This is a genomic window from Clostridium estertheticum (genome assembly GCF_018861295.1).
In the GTDB taxonomy this organism is placed as follows: Bacteria; Bacillota; Clostridia; order Clostridiales; family Clostridiaceae; genus Clostridium_AD; species Clostridium_AD estertheticum_D.
Genome location: NZ_JAHLDM010000036.1, coordinates 31,645 through 51,385, shown reverse-complemented (window position 1 = coordinate 51,385; position 19,741 = coordinate 31,645). Strand labels below are relative to the sequence as shown.

General features: G+C 30.8%; 19 protein-coding genes and 1 pseudogene. 14 read left to right on the top strand and 6 right to left on the bottom strand.

All coding sequences use genetic code 11. The features are described 5' to 3' along the window. Both KPL54_RS26310 and KPL54_RS23520 read left to right on the top strand, forming a co-directional pair. Nucleotides 1-101: pseudogene (locus KPL54_RS26310) on the top strand (carbohydrate ABC transporter permease); the annotation flags it as partial. A 45-nt stretch (nt 102-146) separates the two neighbouring features. Further along, a complete protein-coding gene (locus KPL54_RS23520) occupies nt 147-2,342 on the top strand; it encodes an alpha-galactosidase (RefSeq protein WP_216108928.1) in 2,196 nt (731 codons plus the stop codon). Nucleotides 2,343-2,415: 73 nt separating this feature from the next. On the opposite strand, the gene KPL54_RS23515 is transcribed toward KPL54_RS23520, so the two are convergent. Continuing rightward, entirely contained in the window at nt 2,416-3,138 is a 723-nt protein-coding gene (locus tag KPL54_RS23515; RefSeq protein WP_216108927.1) for a phosphatase, read from the bottom strand. Nucleotides 3,139-3,270: 132 nt separating this feature from the next. Between KPL54_RS23515 and KPL54_RS23510 the strand changes: the two genes are divergently transcribed. Continuing rightward, nucleotides 3,271-4,227: a carbohydrate kinase family protein gene (locus KPL54_RS23510; protein ID WP_216108926.1), complete on the top strand. Its 957-nt coding sequence runs from the start codon at nt 3,271-3,273 to the stop codon at nt 4,225-4,227. 14 nt (nt 4,228-4,241) lie between these two features. Next, nucleotides 4,242-5,711, top strand: a complete 1,470-nt coding sequence (gene gtfA, locus KPL54_RS23505; protein WP_216108925.1) for a sucrose phosphorylase — start codon at nt 4,242-4,244, stop codon at nt 5,709-5,711. A gap of 76 nt (nt 5,712-5,787) precedes the next feature. On the opposite strand, the gene KPL54_RS23500 is transcribed toward gtfA, so the two are convergent. The 5 genes from KPL54_RS23500 to KPL54_RS23480 form a co-directional block, all read right to left on the bottom strand. Further along, nucleotides 5,788-6,810, bottom strand: a complete 1,023-nt coding sequence (locus tag KPL54_RS23500) for a metal-dependent hydrolase (protein WP_216108924.1) — start codon at nt 6,808-6,810, stop codon at nt 5,788-5,790. 74 nt (nt 6,811-6,884) lie between these two features. Next, a complete protein-coding gene (locus KPL54_RS23495) occupies nt 6,885-7,526 on the bottom strand; it encodes a pentapeptide repeat-containing protein (protein ID WP_216108923.1) in 642 nt (213 codons plus the stop codon). A gap of 117 nt (nt 7,527-7,643) precedes the next feature. After that, entirely contained in the window at nt 7,644-9,479 is a 1,836-nt protein-coding gene (locus tag KPL54_RS23490) for an extracellular solute-binding protein (RefSeq protein ID WP_216108922.1), read from the bottom strand. A gap of 2 nt (nt 9,480-9,481) precedes the next feature. Next, nucleotides 9,482-10,372 (bottom strand): ABC transporter permease, encoded by an 891-nt coding sequence (locus KPL54_RS23485; RefSeq protein WP_216108921.1) that lies wholly within the window; start codon nt 10,370-10,372, stop codon nt 9,482-9,484. Nucleotides 10,373-10,386: 14 nt separating this feature from the next. Further along, on the bottom strand, nt 10,387-11,472 hold the full coding sequence (locus KPL54_RS23480; protein WP_216108920.1) for an ABC transporter ATP-binding protein: 1,086 nt from the start codon (nt 11,470-11,472) through the stop codon (nt 10,387-10,389). Between the two features lie 430 nt (nt 11,473-11,902). Here KPL54_RS23480 and KPL54_RS23475 point away from each other — a divergent pair, with 430 nt between their 5' ends. The 10 genes from KPL54_RS23475 to hisE are packed head-to-tail and all read left to right on the top strand — an operon-like array spanning nt 11,903 to nt 19,652. Next, nucleotides 11,903-13,192 carry an ATP phosphoribosyltransferase regulatory subunit gene (locus tag KPL54_RS23475; RefSeq protein WP_216108919.1) on the top strand — a complete coding sequence of 430 codons (1,290 nt, stop codon included), beginning with the start codon at nt 11,903-11,905 and terminating at the stop codon, nt 13,190-13,192. Between the two features lie 2 nt (nt 13,193-13,194). Beyond that, nucleotides 13,195-13,842: an ATP phosphoribosyltransferase gene (hisG, locus tag KPL54_RS23470; protein WP_071612752.1), complete on the top strand. Its 648-nt coding sequence runs from the start codon at nt 13,195-13,197 to the stop codon at nt 13,840-13,842. Further along, nucleotides 13,842-15,134, top strand: a complete 1,293-nt coding sequence (gene hisD, locus KPL54_RS23465) for a histidinol dehydrogenase (protein ID WP_216108918.1) — start codon at nt 13,842-13,844, stop codon at nt 15,132-15,134. The genes hisG and hisD overlap by 1 nt, the downstream gene beginning before the upstream one ends. Then, complete coding sequence (hisC, locus tag KPL54_RS23460; RefSeq protein WP_216108917.1) at nt 15,134-16,174, top strand: histidinol-phosphate transaminase; 1,041 nt, start codon at nt 15,134-15,136, stop codon at nt 16,172-16,174. Before hisD ends, hisC begins: the two co-directional genes overlap by 1 nt. 44 nt (nt 16,175-16,218) lie before the next feature. Next, complete coding sequence (gene hisB / locus KPL54_RS23455; protein ID WP_216108916.1) at nt 16,219-16,809, top strand: imidazoleglycerol-phosphate dehydratase HisB; 591 nt, start codon at nt 16,219-16,221, stop codon at nt 16,807-16,809. 11 nt (nt 16,810-16,820) lie between these two features. Further along, on the top strand, nt 16,821-17,426 hold the full coding sequence (gene hisH / locus KPL54_RS23450; RefSeq protein ID WP_216108915.1) for an imidazole glycerol phosphate synthase subunit HisH: 606 nt from the start codon (nt 16,821-16,823) through the stop codon (nt 17,424-17,426). Beyond that, on the top strand, nt 17,423-18,139 hold the full coding sequence (hisA, locus tag KPL54_RS23445; protein ID WP_216108914.1) for a 1-(5-phosphoribosyl)-5-[(5-phosphoribosylamino)methylideneamino]imidazole-4-carboxamide isomerase: 717 nt from the start codon (nt 17,423-17,425) through the stop codon (nt 18,137-18,139). Before hisH ends, hisA begins: the two co-directional genes overlap by 4 nt. A 3-nt stretch (nt 18,140-18,142) precedes the next feature. Continuing rightward, nucleotides 18,143-18,904 carry an imidazole glycerol phosphate synthase subunit HisF gene (hisF, locus tag KPL54_RS23440; RefSeq protein WP_216108913.1) on the top strand — a complete coding sequence of 254 codons (762 nt, stop codon included), beginning with the start codon at nt 18,143-18,145 and terminating at the stop codon, nt 18,902-18,904. A 35-nt stretch (nt 18,905-18,939) separates the two neighbouring features. After that, the gene (gene hisI / locus KPL54_RS23435; protein ID WP_216108912.1) at nt 18,940-19,269 is read left to right on the top strand and encodes a phosphoribosyl-AMP cyclohydrolase; all 330 of its coding nucleotides are present in this window, start codon (nt 18,940-18,942) and stop codon (nt 19,267-19,269) included. A 59-nt stretch (nt 19,270-19,328) separates the two neighbouring features. Then, a complete protein-coding gene (hisE, locus tag KPL54_RS23430) occupies nt 19,329-19,652 on the top strand; it encodes a phosphoribosyl-ATP diphosphatase (RefSeq protein ID WP_216108911.1) in 324 nt (107 codons plus the stop codon). Nucleotides 19,653-19,741 lie beyond the last annotated feature (89 nt).

Genomic DNA, 19,741 nt, shown 5'->3' with positions numbered 1-19,741 from the left:
TGGCAGGCTCAATGATAGCTATATGGCCAATGCTTATAATATTTATTATATTTCAGAAGCAATTTATTGAAGGTGTTGCAAGTACAGGTTCAAAGAGTTAGTGATAAAACAAATTATTATATTATAACCACTAGGGGGAAGACAAAATGCTAATTTCTTATTTTGAAGAAAATAAAATTTTTCATCTTAAAGCAAAAGACACAAGTTATATAATTCAAATAGTTGAATCAAAATATTTACAACATATTTATTGGGGTAAGAAAATAAGAAATTTTAAATTAGATTATTTGAAACCTTTTAAAGGTGATCAGTTAAACGGATTTATGTTTGCAAAGGATAACGTAAATGGTTTTTCTTTAGATATTTTGCCACAAGAATACCCATCGTTTGGGAATACGGATTTGCGTTCACCAGCATATCAAACACAATTTGAAGATGGATCTACAATTTCAGATTTGCAATATCTAAGTCATGAGATTTTTTCAGGAAAGAAAAAGTTAAAAGGATTGCCTAGCACATATGTAGAAAAAAATGAAGAAGCGCAGACTTTAGAAATAACCTTAAAAGATGAATTAAGTGGCTTATTAGTAGTGCTAAGCTATACAGTCTATAAGGACTATGACGTGATTACAAGATCTTCTACGATAATTAATTCAAGCTCCAAAGATTTAAAGGTGTTGAGGGCATTAAGTGCTAGTGTGGATTTTAGTGATGACAATTTTGATTTACTACAATTATCAGGTGCTTGGTCAAGAGAAAGAAGTATTATTAAAAGAGCTTTAGTTAGTGGAAATCAATCTATTGAAAGTAGAAGAGGTGCAAGTAGTCCACAACAAAATCCATTTATAGCTTTAATGAGAAAAGATGCAGATGAGGATAAGGGAGAAGTTTACGGAATTAATTTGGTGTATAGTGGTAATTTTTTAGCTAATGTAGAGGTATGTCAATATGGAACCGCTAGAGTTCAAATTGGAATTAATCCATTTGATTTTAGTTGGCTTTTAAAACCAGGTGAAGATTTTCAAACACCTGAAGTAGTTATGGTATATTCAGATAGTGGGCTTTCTAAGATGTCACAAACTTTTCACAATTTATATAGAAAACGTCTTTGCAGGGGAAATTATAGAGATAAAGAAAGACCAATTCTTATAAATAATTGGGAAGCAACTTATTTTGATTTTACTGAAGAGAGTATAAAGAATATCGCAAGAGAGGCTAAGAAACTTGGAATAGAGTTATTTGTTTTAGATGATGGTTGGTTTGGAAATAGGAATGATGATACTACTTCCCTTGGTGATTGGTATGTAAATAAAGAAAAGCTACCCAATGGACTCAAAAAGCTTTCAAAGGATATAAATGAAATTGGTCTTAAGTTTGGATTATGGTTTGAACCAGAAATGGTTTCAGAGAATAGCAATTTATATAGAGCACATCCAGATTGGTGTATACATGTTAAAGGAAGAGAGAGATCACTTGGAAGAAATCAATTGGTTTTAGATTTTTCTAGAACAGAAGTATGTGATGCTATAATTGAAATGTTATCAGAAAATCTTTCAACCTATAATATTTCATATGTGAAATGGGATATGAATAGATTTATGTCAGAAGTTGGATCTTCTACATTAGATGCTAATAGACAAAGAGAAACTGCACATAGATATATGCTAGGACTTTATAGAGTAATGGAGGAATTAATAACAAAATTTCCAGAGGTTCTATTTGAAAGTTGTGCTAGTGGTGGTGGTAGATTTGACCCAGGAATGCTTTATTATATGCCTCAAACTTGGACTAGTGATGATACTGATGCAATAGAACGATTAAAAATTCAATATGGCACTAGTTTGGTTTATCCAAGTATAACTATGGGGGCCCATGTATCAGCTGTTCCTAATCATCAAGTACATAGGATTACGCCCTTAGAAACAAGAGGTAACGTTGCAATGGGTGGAAATTTTGGATATGAATTAGATGTTATTAAGATGACTGATGAAGAAAAACAAACTGTAAAAAAACAAATTAGTGATTATAAAGAAATTAGACATATAGTTCAATTTGGAGATTTTTACAGATTAATAAGTCCTTTTGAAAATAATGATGCTGCTTGGATGTTTATTTCAGAAAATAAGGAAGATGTGGTTGTAAGTTATTTTAAAAAATTAGCTGAATGTAATATAAAGTTGAAAGTTTTAAAGTTTAAAGGGTTAGATCCAGAAATGAATTATAGAGTAATTGGTACAGATGAAGTATATGGTGGAGATGAGCTAATGTATGCTGGTATGGTTATCCCAGAACTTAAGGGCGATTTCACAAGCTATGTTTGGAGATTAAAAAAAACATTATAATGTAATATTATAATGTTTACATATAAAAATCAGCAGTTTAACTTAATGAAGCTGCTGATTTTTATATACTGTATTATATATTTTTACCTTTTTCTTTAAGAAATTTTATCAAACTTTCTTTAGTTGTATTAATAACAAGTTCTTCAGGCATATGTATCTCTGCAAGTATTTTTTCTACAGCACTAAAATTTGCAATAGAAAAACAGAAATGAGCATCACTATTTACAATAATCCTTACTCCCAATTCTTTGCAAAGTATTGCTATTTTAGTGCAATTCTTATCACTGCCGAGTCTTGAACTTACAAAAGAACTATTATTTAATTCTATTAGTATATTTTTCTCTTTTGCTTTTTTTATTATTTCTTCCTCATGTATAGGGAATTTAGGATTTCCTATATGTCCTAAAATATTGACATATGGATTATCCATAGCTTTTAAAATAGTAGATGTATTTAAATCTGCACTTTTTCCTCCTTCCATTAAAGGTTCATGCATGCTTACTATCATTATGTCAAGACCACTTTGAACCTCTACTGGAATATCAAGATTACCTTCATAATCAATTATATTAGCCTCACATCCGTAAAGCATTTTAACACCGAATAATTCTCTTGGAAGTACTTTGAAATTTCCGAAATACCAAAGATCAGGCGCACCTGGCATATTAGGACCATGATCTGTAGTTCCTAATATTTTAAGACCTATTTTACTAGCATATTTTGCATTTTCCATTAAAGTACTATATGCATGACCACTAACTACAGTATGGGTATGTAAATCAGCTATAAATTTCATAAAATCTCTCCTCTCATTTGTTTCTTTGTATATCTTTAATTGTATACCTAAATTGGGACTTATGGTTAAAAGGATGTTATTTTTATAAATTTATTTAAAGAAAAACTTATTATTAATTTAAGGGGGAGAAAATTGATAAATTTTTGTGATACTTTTGAGTTTGAAAATAAAAATATTGATATCTTTACAATAGGGGAATTGCTTGTAGATATGATATCAAGTGATTATAGTGAAGATTTTAAGTGTAGTAATTATGTTAAATATTTCGGGGGGTCTCCTGCAAATATTGCCATGAATGTAAAAAGGTTAGGAGCGAATTCTACTATAGCTGCTTCAATAGGAAAAGATGGATTAGGAGATTTTTTAAAGCAACACCTAGAGGAAAATTGTATAGATACCAGTTACATTAGCAGAGTTGATTTTTCTACTAGTATGGTACTTGTTACTAAGAGTAAAACAACACCTATACCTATATTTTATAGAGGTGCAGATTATAATTTAGAATATACTCCAGAAATTGAAGCTGCAGTAAAAAATTCTAAAATCATACATTTTTCTTGTTGGCCAATTTCTCAAAAAACTTCAAGAAGTACTATTGAAAAGGTAATTATAGAAGCAAGGAAAAATGGAGTGATAATAGGATTTGATCCTAATTATCATGAAATGATATGGGAAAAAGAACATGATGGAATAGAATACATAAAACAGTTAATCAGTAAGGTTGATATAGTAAAGCCTTCAGAAGACGATGCTAATAGAATTTTTGGTGAAGATACTCCTCAAAATCAAATTGATAAATTTATAAAATTAGGTGCAAAGTTAGTAATAATGACCCTAGGAAGTAAAGGTGCTATAGTTTCTAATGGAGCAAACAAAATTGCTTTTGATTCTTTAGCTTCAAAAGTAATTGATACCACAGGTGCCGGAGATGCTTTCTGGTCAGGGTTTTATACTGCATTAATTAAAGGATATCCAATAAAAGTGGCTTTGGAGCTTGGGTTTGCAGTAAGTGCTTATAAACTTAAGTATTTAGGTGCGGTAGTAAATCTCCCATCTATTGAAGAAATAAAGAATATTTATAACATATAGGAGTGATTTATAATATGACAGTGAAAAACCAAGTACAGCTCATCACTTATCCCGATTCTCTTGGAGGGGATTTGAAGACACTTAATAATATACTTTTAAAATATTTTTCCGATATATTTAAAGGTGGGATTCATATTTTACCTCCATTTCCTTCTTCTGGTGATAGAGGATTTGCCCCTTTAACGTACTTAGAAATCGAATCAACATTTGGTTCTTGGGAAGATATTAGAAACATTGGTGAAAATTTTGATATTCTTCTAGATCTGATGGTAAATCATATTTCTAAACAGTCTACATATTTTCAAGATTTTTTAAAAAATGGATGTAATTCAGAGTATGCTGATCTTTTTATTACATTGAATAAGGTTTGGAATGATGGTAATCCTGTTGAAAAGGATGTTTCAAAGATGTTCCTGCGTAGAAAGGAGCCTTTTTCTAGCTTTACAATTGAAAAAACAGGTAGAATTCAAAAAGTATGGACAACTTTTGGTAAAGAGAATCCATCTGAGCAAATCGATATTGATATTAATTCAGAAAAAACCCGAAAACTCTTAACAGACTTTCTTGTAAACTTCAGTAAGCAAAATATAAAGATGGTTCGACTGGATGCCGTTGGATATATAATTAAAAAACTAGGGACAAGTTGTTTTTTTGTAGAGCCTGAAATATATAGATTTATAGATTGGATAACCGAGTTGGCAAATTCGATGGGAATTGAATTACTTCCAGAAGTCCATGCACAATATAAAACACAGTTTAAATTAGCAGAGCATGGCAATTGGATATACGATTTTATATTGCCATATATGATTCTTGATACTCTAATAAATAAGTCAAGCGTTAGTCTGTGCAAGTATCTTGAGGTTCGTCCTCATAAACAATTTACTATGCTAGACTGTCACGATGGCATTCCTGTTAAGCCGGATCTAGATGGTCTTATAACAACTGATGATGCAAAGAAGCTTACAGATATCTGTGTTGAAAGAGGTTCTAACCTCAGCCTAATTTATTCTTCTGAGCATAAAGATAAAGACGGCTTTGATGTTCATCAAATAAGATGTTCTTATTATTCAGTTCTTAATTGCGATGACGATGCATACTTAGCTGCAAGAGCCATTCAATTTTTTGCTCCGGGAATCCCACAAGTTTATTATGTAGGACTACTCGCTGGTGAAAATGATAATGAAAAAGTAGCAGCTACAGGTGAAGGGCGTGAAATCAACCGACATAATTTTAGCACTACAGAGATTGATGAATCACTGCAAAAAAAAGTTGTACAAAGATTGCTACAACTTATCCGGTTTAGAAATGAATATCCCGCTTTTAACGGTGAATTCAAGGTTTTATCTTCCACTGAACATGAAATTAATCTTTCGTGGCAAAAGAACGATAAAATTTGTACATTGAAGATAGATTTGAAAAACAATAATTCAGTTATTGAATATATGGACGATTTAAACAATTTAATATTATATAAAATTTAGTAACAAATAATAATAAAAAACTAGTGTCAGCTTTTTAATACTGATACTAGTTCTTTATTAAATACTGATGTTTTGTTTAGATTACTTTGAAATTACCGCCATAAACATTGAAACTCACTACAAATACAATAAATAATATTATAATATATATCACTTCAAATAGATTCCCAGCATCAGAACCTGTGGTGATATGTGGTGGCAATTTTAATTTGAATTTTCCTATTCTTTCTAGTATATAAACAAATTTATTGTGAATTCCTATTTTTTTTAAAAATTCAGCAATAAACCTTGGTGTTGAGAGTATTGGTACGCCTTCCTTTGTAAATATATCAGCCCAATAGATATGACTTATATACCCAACAAAAAAACAGCCTGTTAAATACTCGTATCCTAATTTATTAAACACATATGATGCTGAAATAGTAAAAACAATAACCCCCTCTATTGAGTGCAAAAATGTTCTGTGAGGGAATATTGCGATACATATTAATAAGACACAAATAAGATAAATAGAACTATCGTTCAAATTAGTGACATTGTAAAGCGCTAATATAAGACTCGAACCGATATATGTTAAGACCATGGTTGTTCTTTTGAAATTATTTGATCCCTTACTTATTATATTTGATAATTTCTTATAAACGAACCCAATTACAGGGACCCTTTTGTAAATTCGCTCATTAGTAATGCCTATAACTAAAAAAATAAAAGACATAAAATATGTACATATCTTTGCATATTCACCTATAAACTTTATTCTTGATAACTGCGCTATAATAGTTTTGGAATTCCATATTATTAGTGCACATAGCCCAACGCCCAAAAGCAATCTTACTAATAATTTTAATACCTTTTCTATGTCATGGGTTACTTTATTACTTGTACCTGTAAGTGGGTTCATATGGTTTATCTTACTGTTTTGACTATCAGCATCTACAATCAATCCTGAAAGACATGCAGTGCAAAGACCTATAAGGCTTATTCCCATTGGAACATGAATATATCTATTATTGAATATTGTCATTGAATTAATTATAGGTACTGTAGCTACTATTGCGTATGATAAGATTGCTATTTTTTGATGTGACCGCCCATTCATCTTATGTACTCCTTACTCGCTTAGATGTCATTATAATAATATTTTATTTTAAAAAAATTTGTTTTAATACGTAATTACATATTATTTTTTATATATTTAATTATGTAACTTAATGTATGAAAATCACAATTCAAATCATCACTAACAAGATTTAATCCTTTAATCAAAGTTTCTTCGTCAAAATTTTCTAGTAATATCATTACATTTATTATATTAATATCACCATTTTTTGTATCAAGGACTCTTGCCGCTTTTACATATTTATTTTTCATTACTTTTAAAATTGCGAAACGAAGATCATCACTAATTTCTAATGCTGGTATTTCATCAAAAATTCTTATTTCTGGATTTTTAAGGCTTAGATTTTTAGCTTTATGAACATCGGTTAATAAAAATATAGTGTTTTTAAATTCCGCATCTTTAAAATCTGCTCCATCTAAATTTGTAGAATCAAATAAAGTATTTTCAAATACAGTATTTTGAAAATCGCTGTCCTTTAGATTTGTTCCAATAAATTCGGCACATTTAAATGTACATTCAAGAAAAACACATGATTTAAAGTGAGCTCCTCTAAAGTTAACATAATTAAAATTTGAATCTGAAAAATCACTATTATAACAATTGCTTCTTTCAAGGTTTTTATACATAAAATTTTTTCCTGTTTTTTCTATATTGTTATAATTAAAATTACCTTTAACACTTCTATTTGTAGCCATTATTTGCCTCCCTTAAATTGATAAACATCAAAAAACTTCTAGCCAATTTCCAAAAATGGGTAGAAGTTTTTTATTTCACTATAAATATTATACACAATTTTAATAAAAGTCAATCTTTTATTTAACTTCCGTCCATATCTTATCTAAATCTGTTACTGATTTCCCTATATCCTTTAAGTATTCACCCTTTTTTACAACTTCTTTAGGAGGATAAACTGCTTTATCATCTAGTATTTTTTTATCAATGTATTTGTATGCTGCGGTGTTAGGATTTCCATAAGGGAAGTTATGAGAAATCTCAGCACTTATTTCAGGCTGCATTATAAAATTCATAAAAAGCTGCGCAGCTTTAACATTTTTTGCAGCTTTTGGAATTACAAAATTGTCCTGCTGAAGAAATAGTCCTTCCCTCGGGATTACATATTTTATATTTGGGTTTTCGAGGCGTGCTAGATTTCCTTCTGCTCCCCAGGCGAACATTGCTTTTGACTCTCCATTTATAAGGCTTGTTTTGGGACTATCACTATCATAAGATTTAATATTAGGTTGAAGTTTTATAAGTGCTTCTTTTGCTTTTTGAAGAGCTGCTGGGCTAGTTTCATTTAGTGGATACCCAAGCATCTTAAGGGTCATTCCAATTATAACTCTTTCATCATCAAGTACAGTTAAAGAATTTTTAAACTCAGGTTTCCAAAGGTCCTTATATCCTTTTATTGTGCCTTCAGGGATTTTTGAACTATCATAGGAGATTACCCCTGCAAGCCACATATAAGGGACACTATATTTATTACCACGATCAAAGGGTAGGTTTAAATATTGAGGTCCTATATTGTTTAGATTTGTTAAACTACTTTTATTTATCGGTGTTATAAGTCCTTGTTTACTTAATATTTCAACCATAAAGTCACTAGCTACTGTTAAATCATAATTTCCACCACCTGCCATAAGCTTTGCTAGCATTTCTTCATTTGATGAAAAAGTACTATAATTTACTTTAATATTATAGGTTTGTTCAAATTTATCTATAACGGACTGTGGTAAATATTCAGACCAGTTAAAAACATTTAAAACTTCCTCAGGCTGCGCATTGTGGTTAGCATAAGTGAATATTCCACCACCAATACTTCCAAATACAATCAAAATTGAAGTTACTATAGCTCCAATCTTTTTCATATTTATATTTACATTTCGAATTAAAAGTGCAAAACAAATTATAATAATGGTTAAAAATATTAGTATGGTAGATAGGGCGTTAATTTCAGGCGTAACACCAAACTTTACCATAGAAAATACTTTAAGAGGCAAAGTAACACTACCAGGTCCAGCTACAAAAAAACTAATTATTACATCATCAAGCGATAAAGTAAAGGCAAGTAATGCTCCTGCAATAACACCTGGCATAATAATTGGTAGAGTTATATTAAAAAAGGTTTTTATAGGTGTAGCACCAAGATCCATAGCAACTTCTTCAACAGACCTATCGAAGCCGTCAAGTCTAGTTTTAACCACTGCTACAACGTAAGCTATACTGAAAGTAACATGGGCAATAATTAAAGACACTCTACCTAAAGGGATCTTTGCTATGGAGAAAAAAGCAAGTAGGGATATACCCATAACTATTTCAGGTATAACTAAAGGTACATAAAGTATTGCGTCAACTAATTTTTTAGCGCGAAATTTATATCTATACATTCCAATGGCGGCCAAAGTTCCTATAATTACAGAAATTATTGTACTAATTATAGCTATAATAAATGAGTTCTTAACAGCATCTAATATGCCTGCATTATGGAGTAGACTACCATACCATTTAAATGTGAAACCGGTCCAAACTACATTTAATTTTGACTGGTTAAAGGAAAATCCGATAAGTACTATAATAGGTATATATAAAAACATAAATATTAAGATCAAATATAAAAATTTCAGTGAATTTGTTTTTTTGCTTTTCATCTTTATAATACCTCCTTAGTTCCTTTAGTTCCAGTTAGTTTTGTACTATATAAAATAACAGATAACATAACAATTATTAAAATAACTGATATAGCAGAACCGAAGGGCCAATCTCTTGCAGTAAGGAACTGATTTTTGATTAGATTACTCATAAGGATTACCTTACTACCTCCCATAAGGTCAGTTACAAAGAAAAGTCCAAGGGTAGGAATAAAAACTAAAATAGAACCTGATATAATACCACCTTTGGTAAGTGGAAGAATAATTTTGATGAATTTATAAAATGGACCTGCTCCAAGATCAGATGCAGCATCTAATATTCTCTTGTCAAGTTTTTCTATGGAAGTATATAGAGGAAGAACCATAAATGGAAACATCATGTATAGCATGCCAATCATAACCGCAAAATTGTTATACATTAAATTAAGAGGTATATTTATTATATGAAAATGTAATAATAATGTATTTATAATCCCCTCGGTTTTAAGTAATACTATTATAGCGTAGGTTCTAACTAATGAATTAGTCCAAAATGGGAGGATTATTAGTAAAAGTAATAGTGGCTTAAATTTTTTATTAACATTTGCTATTATGTATGCAAAAGGATAGCCGAAAATCAAACATACCATAGTAGTATATGTAGCTATCAGGATTGATTTTAGAAAAATATTAATATAAAGAGGGTCTAAAAGCCTCATATAATTTTCTAAAGTAAACTTATATATGATGTTGCCAACTTCGCCTCTAGTAGAAAAACTTACTACAACTATAAATAAAAGTGGCATAACAAAAAATACTATTAGCCATATAAGAGCAGGGGAAATTGTTGTTAAATATTTTAGATGTAAGGTTAAATATTTATTTATAGGATTTCTTGATTTATTAGTTTTCATTTGCTCAACTTCCTTTATTCCTTAATAACTATAGTATGATTAGGATTCCATGTTACAAAATAATTTTTTGTCTCATTTATAAATACAAAATTTTGTCCTATTGGCTCATTAACTATAATTTCTTTATTATCTTTAAGAAGCATAATAACTTTAATGGTTGAACCTACATAAATTCTTTCCTTGAATTTACAAATTAACCAAACGTCGCCTTCTTCAACGGTTTCTTTTATTTTAATCCTCTCAGGTCTAACAGAAACTATAAATTTATCACCTAAATTATAATTATGGTTAGGTATTCTAATTATATCTTCTTCTTGATAAAGCTTAAGCAAAACTTCATTCTCTTTTAATTTAATAATCTCACCTTCTAAGATGTTTGTTTCTCCTAAAAATGTAGCTACAAATTTAGTTCTAGGATGCTCATAAAGTTCTTCTGGTGTACCAATTTGCTCAATAACACCACTGTTCATAACAACGATTCGGTCGGACATCGTCAAAGCCTCTTCTTGATCATGGGTCACGAAAACAAAGGTTATTCCAAGAATTTTTTGAAGATGCTTAAGTTCCAATTGCATTTGTTTGCGGAGCTTTAAATCAAGTGCACCTAGAGGCTCATCTAAAAGAAGAACTTTTGGTTTATTTACGATTGCTCTTGCTATCGCAACACGTTGCATTTGTCCACCACTTAGCATAGAGGGCATTCTATTCTCAAAACCTTCAAGTTGAACCATTTTCAACATCTTATTTACATTGTCTTTTATTTCATTCTTCGGCATTTTCTTCATTTTAAGACCAAAGGCTATATTATCATAGATATTCATATGAGGAAATAATGCATAGTTTTGAAATACTGTGTTAACACTCCTAAGGTAAGGTGATTTTTGCGTAATATTTTCTCCATCAATTACAATTTCGCCACTTGTGGGAAATTCAAAACCAGCAATCATTCTTAAGGTAGTGGTTTTTCCACAACCACTTGGTCCGAGTAGGGTTAGAAATTCACCTTGATGTATGTCAAGGTCTAAGTTTTTAATGATAGGGTCATCTTGGTTAAAACTCTTACAAATATTTAACAATTGAACGAAAACACCTTTTGTCACACCGTAACAGCTCCTTTTTAGTAAAACGCTATATTATGTTTGAAACTTCTTTATTAAAATTTATAATTATGTATTATCTTGAATAATAATGACTTTATGAATAATAGCATAATAAATTTTAAATATCAATAACTTGATATTATATTGTAGAAAATTTTTTTATACAATGTATGAGAGTTTTGTAAAAGAAGTAGAATGAATAGTGGGTGAATGATATAATTGCCCTATAAACGAATTTTAATTAAAGAAATAATTTAATATATAAATATCAATTGTTGTAATTTTTAGAACTTATAGAAATTTTAAAAAATTAAAGGTTGACTTACCTATAGAAAGATGGTAATATTTCAACAAGATGAAGCGTTAAAGTGATAAAGTAATAAAGTAATAAAGTAATAAAGTAATAAAGCACAATTAAAGGAGTGAAATTATGAATAATTGGAAAAGACATATACCGGAAGGTTCAAGAGATATACTTTTCGAGGATTGTAATAATAAAATTAAGATTATAGATACACTTAGGAACTTGTATATAAGTACTGGTTATTTAGAAGTAATATCTCCAACACTGGAATTTTATGATGTTTTTCAGGGTGATGACGTATCAATTGAACAAGAAAAAATGTATAAGCTTTTTGATAATGCAGGAAGAATATTAGTGTTAAGACCAGATATGACTATGCCAATAGCTAGAATTGCTGCGACAAAGCTTAGGGATTCAGCATATCCGCTTCGAATATGTTATAGCGGTAATATATTTAGAATAAATGAAAACTGGAATGGAAAGGTTAGTGAAATGACGCAATCTGGAATTGAAATAATAGGAAGTGAAAGTCCAAAATCAGATGCCGAAGTAATTATAACAGCTATTTCATCATTACTTGCTATAGGAGTAAAAAAATTTGAACTTGAAATTGGTCAAGCTGAGTTTTTCAAGGGACTTATTGAAGATATAGATCTTGATCATGAAGAAATGGAAAGGTTAAGGGGTCTTGTTGAAAATAAGAACTTTGGAGCATTAAGAGAATTTATAGATGATAAAGAATTAACTCTTGGTATAGAAAATGTAGAAGCTTTGAAAAAATTGCCAGAGCTGTTTGGTGGGATTGAAATACTTGGAACTGCAAGAATGTTAACTCAAAACAGGAGAGCACTTGCAGCGCTCGATACTATAGAAAAAATTTATGAGCGTATAGTAAGCGTAGGATTTGGTGAATATATTTCTATTGATTTAGGAATGGTACAGCATATTGATTATTATACTGGGATAACATTTAGAGGATATAGTAGTGAAGTTGGAACGACAATAATTAGTGGAGGAAGATATGATAACCTAATATCAAAATTTGGTGCATCAATGCCAGCAGTTGGATTTGCCATAGATGTGGACAATATTCAGTCTGTCCTTTCAAAGCAAGGTAATGATAATGAGAAGGTCAATGAAAAATTCATGATTTATTTTGAAAATGCTTTAGTAGCATGTGCATATAAGTTTGCAGAGCAAATTAGAGCCAAAGGTCTTAGTACTGAATTAAGTTTATTTGAAGAAAAAGAAAAAACTCTGATTTATGCGCAGATAAAGGGAATAGATAAAATGATTTGTATATTAGAAGGGAACAAAATTGAATTAATAGATACTAAAAGTAAAAAAAGCTTTAAGACAAGTACTGAGAAATTTATTAATGGTTTAGATATGTATATTAATATTTTGGAGGAATAACTATGAAAGTAATACGTATAGCATTAACAAAAGGAAGATTAGAAAAGTATGCTATTTCTATGTTTGAAGATATAGGAATAGACTGCACAGATCTTAAAAATAAGGGAAGAAAATTAATTCTTAAGGATGTAAAAAACAATATAGAATTTGTTTTAGTTAAGTCTACAGATGTTTTAACCTATGTAGAGCATGGTGCAGCAGATATTGGAATCGTTGGTAAAGATACTTTAATGGAGCAAAATAAAGAATTTTATGAAGTAGTAGATTTAAAGGTTGGAAAATGTATGTTTGCAGTTGCAGCATTACCAAGTTTTAAAAGTTATGATGGATATAATCGTAAAAAAATAGCTACTAAATATCCAACAGTTGCAAAAGAATATTTCAAAAAAAATAATGAAGATGTTGAAATTATTAAATTAGATGGGTCAGTGGAACTTGCTCCAATCCTTGAATTATCAGATGCAATTGTGGATTTGGTTGAAACAGGAGACACTCTTCGTGAAAACGGATTGATTATTATAGAAAAAATATGTGATATTAGTGCAAGAATGATAGTAAATAGAGCTAGCATGAAGATGAAAAAGGATGAGATAGGTAATTTAATAGTTAAGGTTCAACAATATGTAGATAAAAATGAGGCGATGATATAGTGATAAAAATTATAGAGGCAAATAGCACTGATGGAAAAGAATATATGAAGTTTTTAAAAAAGAGGACGGAAGATGTTCAAAAAGATGTAAATATCATAGTAGATAAAATTTTAGCAGACGTAAGAACTAGAGGCGATGAAGCTATAATTGAATACACTCAGAAATTTGATAGTAAATTTGTAACACTTGCAAATTTTGTTGTAACAGATGCAGAAATTAAAAATGCATATAAAATGGTTGACCAAGACTTTTTAGATGCTATAAGACTAGCAAAAGTAAATGTTAAGGAATTTCACGAAAAACAAAAAAGAAATGCTTGGATGATGACAAAAGAAAAGGGTGCTATTTTAGGCCAAACTGTAAGAGGACTTGAAAGTGTTGGAATATATGTGCCTGGTGGCACGGCATCTTACCCGTCATCTGTTATTATGAATGCAATTCCAGCAAAGGTTGCAGGTGTTGAAAATCTAGTTATGGTAACACCACCACTTAATGATGGAACTGTGAATCCTCATATTCTAGTTGCAGCAGACATAGCTGGTGTTGATAAGATTTACAAAATGGGTGGAGCACAAGCGATTGCCGGACTTGCATATGGAACAGAAAAAATATCTAAAGTTGATAAAATAGTAGGACCAGGAAATATTTATGTTGCTATGGCAAAAAAGAGTGTGTTTGGCTGCGTTGCAATAGATATGATTGCAGGTCCTAGTGAAATCTTAATTATTGCAGATGAGTTTGCAAATGAACGCTTCATTGCAGCGGATTTAATGTCGCAAGCAGAGCATGATATTCTTGCGTCAGCTATGCTTATAACTACTTCAAGAGACCTTGCAAACAAGGTAGTTAAGGAACTAGAAATACAGATAAAAGATATGAGCAGGTGCAAAATCATTAAGGAATCTTTAGAAAAATACGGAGTTATTTTAATAGCTCAAAATATAAAGGAAGCTATAGAACTTGCAAATGACACTGCACCTGAGCATCTTGAGGTAATGGTTCGTGATCCATTTAATTATTTGGGTGATATAAAAAATGCCGGTTCCATATTTTTAGGTGAGTATGCTCCGGAACCACTAGGAGATTATATGGCAGGACCTAATCATGTTCTACCAACAAGCGGAACTGCAAGATTCTTTTCACCATTATCTGTAGATGATTTTATTAAAAAATCAAGTTATATATATTATACTAAGGAAGCACTAAGCGAAGTTAAGGACAAGGTAATAAAATTATCAGATGTTGAAGGGCTTACAGCTCATGGAAATTCTATTAAAGTGAGGTTTAAATAATGGTACAAGATTTTTTTAGAGAAGATTTAAGTGATTTTGAATCATATAGTGCAGGTAAAACTGATTATAAAGTAAGGTTAAACGCCAATGAAAGTTTTAGTAACCTTGATTTTGAAACTAGAAAAGAAATAGGTAAGGCAATAGAAAACTCCATTTATAATAGGTATCCAGATCCAGATGCACTCGAGGTATGTGATCTTTATGCTAAATATGCTAATGTTTTAAGTATAAACGTAATGGCTGGAAATGGTTCAGATGAGTGCATTCAAATAATCGCTCATACATTTTTAAATGCTGGGGATAAAGTAGCAATGCAAAGCCCTGATTTCTCCATGTATGGTTTATATACTAAAGTTGCTGGAGGAATTCCAATTGAATTTCCGCTTGGACCTGCATTAGAATTGGATGTAGATGGTTTTATTTCCATGGCTAATAGTGAAAAGGTTAAAATCGTATTTTTATCTAACCCTAATAATCCTACTGGTAATATTATTAAAAGAGAGGATATTATTAAAATAATAGAAGGGTGCAAATGTATTGTAGTAATTGATGAGGCATACTTTGAGTTTTATGGCGAGAGTATCTTAGATAAAATAGATTTTTATGAGAATTTAATTGTACTCAGAACTTGTTCGAAAATTGGTCTTGCAGCTATAAGGCTCGGATTTATGATTACTAATAACGTTTTAATGTCTGAGCTTAAAAAAGTAAAACCACCTTATAATGTGAATTCTATTACTCAAAGTATAGCATGTGTTATATTAAAAAAGCCAGAAATAATATATAACAATGTTAAAAACATACTTGCAGAGAGAGTTTACTTATGGGAAAAATTAAGCAATATTAATGGAATAAAGCTTTATAAAGCTAAAGCAAATTTTATACTAGTTGAGGTCCCAAATGCTTTAGAAATTAAATCAAAACTTTTAAAACAGAGTATAAATGTGCGTTGTTATACTTCAGGGAAATTAGTAAACTGTTTGAGAATAACGATAGGAAGTAGAGCAGAAAACAACTGTTTATTAAAAAATATCATATAAAAATATGTACTATATAAATTAACATTTCAAAAGGAGTGAGGTATATGATTCAAAGAGAAGCAAAAATATCAAGAAAAAGTAATGAAACTAATATTGAGGCACGTATAAATTTAGATGGAACTGGAAATTTTGAGGGCGATACAGGTATAGGCTTCTTTGATCATATGTTAAACCTTTTTGCAAAACATGGACTTCTAGATTTATATGTTAAGGCTGTGGGAGATTTATTTGTAGATTCTCATCATACTATTGAAGATGTAGGGATAGTGCTTGGACTTGCAATAAAGGAATCACTAAAAGGCAAAGAGGGGATAAAACGGTATGGAACTAGTTTTGTACCTATGGATGAAACATTGGCTACAGTGTCACTAGATTTAAGTGGTAGACCTTACCTTGTATTCGATGCAAATTTTACAGTAGATAAAATTGGAGATTTTGATACCGAAATGGTGGAAGAATTTTTTAGGGCTTTAGCTATGAATAGTGGTATAACGCTTCATGCAAGAATAATTTACGGGAAAAATAATCATCATATGGTGGAAGGCTTATTCAAAGCTTTTGGAAAAGCATTAAGTGAGGCCTCAACATATGACAGTAGGATAAAAGGTGTTATGTCTACAAAGGGATCTTTATAAGGAGGAAAACTATGATAGCAATAGTTGATTATGGTGTTGGAAATTTGAATAGCGTTCAAAATGCACTTAAATCATTGAATATTTTGTCGATTATATCATCGAATGCTGAGGAAATATCAAAATGTAGAAGCATTATTGTTCCTGGAGTAGGTGCCTTTCCAGATGCAATGAAAAATATGAAAGAATCAGGAATAGATGAGGTAATTAAACAGGCTGCTAAAGAAGGAAAACCAATACTTGGCATATGTCTTGGCATGCAACTTTTCTTTGATGAAAGTTGTGAGGTTGAAAAATGCCAGGGACTAGGATTATTAAAAGGAAACATCATAAAACTAGAGGGTTCTATAAAAATTCCACATATGGGATGGAATAGTTTATCCTTTGAAAATGATTCCCCATTACTTGGAGGCATAGAAGAAAATCAGTATGTATATTTTGTACATTCTTATTATGCTGTAAATTGTGAGGATGGTATTGTAAATGCATATAGTACGTACGAGAAAAAGATACCTGCAATTGTAAGTAAGGGCAATATATTTGGCATGCAGTTTCATCCAGAGAAAAGTGGAGACTTTGGGATGAAATTACTTAAAAACTTCGCGGAGGTAGTGAAATGAAAATATTTCCAGCAATAGATTTAAAAGATGGAAAATGTGTTAGACTTTTTAAAGGTGAATTTATGTCAGCGAAAGTTGTAGGGGAAGATCCCCTACAAACTGCTTTGAACTTTATGAAGAAGGGAGCAGAATATTTACATATGGTAGATCTAGATGGAGCATTAAGAGGATCTATTGAAAATTTAAATAGTATAAATAAAATTATAAATGATTTGAAAATCCCTATACAACTTGGCGGTGGAATTAGAAGTATAGATACCATAGACATGTTAATTAATAAAGGATTAAGTAGAGTTATACTTGGTACTGCAGCTTTAAACAATCCGTCACTTGTAAAAGAAGCAGTGAAAAAATTTGAAAATAAAATTGCAATTGGAATAGATGCAAGAGATGGTTTTGTAGCAGTAGAAGGTTGGCAAAAAAGTAGTAAAGTTGAATATATAGATTTTGCAAAACAAATGGAGAATATAGGCATAAAAACTATAATATTTACTGACATAAGTCGTGATGGAACTTTGACTGGACCTAATTTTGAGGCAACTGGGAAAATTAATGACGAGGTTTCTTGCGATATTATTGCATCTGGTGGCATGAAAAACATTGATGATATAAAGAAACTTAAGGAAATGAATATATATGGAGCAATTATAGGAAAAGCACTTTACAGTGGAAACATATCGCTTGAAGAAGCGATACTTGCGGGGAGGGCTTAGTCGATGCTTACTAAAAGAATAATTCCTTGTCTTGATGTAACTAATGGGAGAGTAATGAAAGGAATAAACTTTGTGAACTTAACTGACGTAGGAGATCCTGTTGAAATTGCAGAGTTCTACAACAGCGAAGGCGCAGATGAAATTGTATTTTTAGATATAACAGCTACTCATGAGGGAAGAAAAACAATGATAGATGTTATAAAAAGGACTGCTGAGAAAGTATTTATTCCTCTCACTGTAGGTGGAGGAATTAAAAGTATAGAGGATTTTAAGGAAATACTTAGAGCAGGAGCTGATAAAATATCTATAAACTCTGCTGCAATTCGTAATCCTAAACTTATAACGCAGGCAGCATCAAAATATGGAAGCCAATGCGTTGTTGTTGCAATAGATGGAAAGAAGAATGAGAATAATATAGGGTGGCATGTAGTTATAAATGGTGGAAGAATAAATACAGGGCTCGATGCAGTTAAATGGGCAAAAGAAGTTGAAGAACTAGGCGCAGGTGAAATACTTTTAACAAGTATGGATGCAGATGGAACAAAACAAGGGTATGATATAGAGTTTATAAATGCAATAACAGATATTGTAAATATACCTGTAGTTGCATCAGGTGGATGTGGGAAAATAGAGGATTTTTATGATGTTTTTGAAAAAAGTGGAGCAGATGCAGCCCTTGCAGCTTCTTTGTTCCATTACAAAGAGCTTTCCATAAAAGAGGTAAAAGAGTATCTTAAAATTAAAGAGGTAGAAATTAGAATTTAGTAAATAGTAAAAAATAAAGAAATGTGGTGGTTAGTATGGAAGAGATAAAAGAAATTCAATTTAATAATGGATTAATACCTGCGATTATTCAGGAACAATGTAGTGGAGAAGTTTTAATGCTTGCATATATGAACGAGGAGTCTTTTAAAAAAACAATGGAAACTGGAACGACTTGGTTTTTTAGTAGATCAAGAAATAAGTTGTGGAACAAGGGAGAAACGTCAGGGCATTTTCAATATGTAAAAAGTATAAGTTTCGATTGTGATGGAGATACAATTCTTATTAAAGTTGAGCAAGTGGGAGCAGCTTGTCATACTGGAAATAAAACTTGTTTTTACAGAGAAATCTGGAAGCAAAAATCATAACTGAAAAAGCAATAACAACAATTAATGCTTTAAAATAAATATAAAAGGAGAACTGTAAAATGAGTGAAACTAATGTAGTACAGGAACTTTATAAGATAATTGAGGAAAGAAAAGCTAGCCCTATAGAAGGGTCATACACTAGTTATCTTTTTGAAGAAGGAATTGATAAAATTCTTAAAAAAGTTGGAGAAGAAAGTGCGGAAGTAATAATTAGCAGCAAAAACGATGATGATAAGGAGACCGTTGGAGAAATATCAGACTTATTTTATCACACATTAGTACTTATGGTGGAAAAGGGTATAAAAATAGACGATGTTGTAGCTGAACTAGAAAAAAGACGAGGAAAGATATGCAATAAAAAACAAAAGAGGGTAGATATTTAAAGTTAGTAGTTACAAGCAAATAAAAACATCCAATATTATAATTGGATGTTTTATTTCATTAATTATTAAGTTATTATTACGACTGTTAT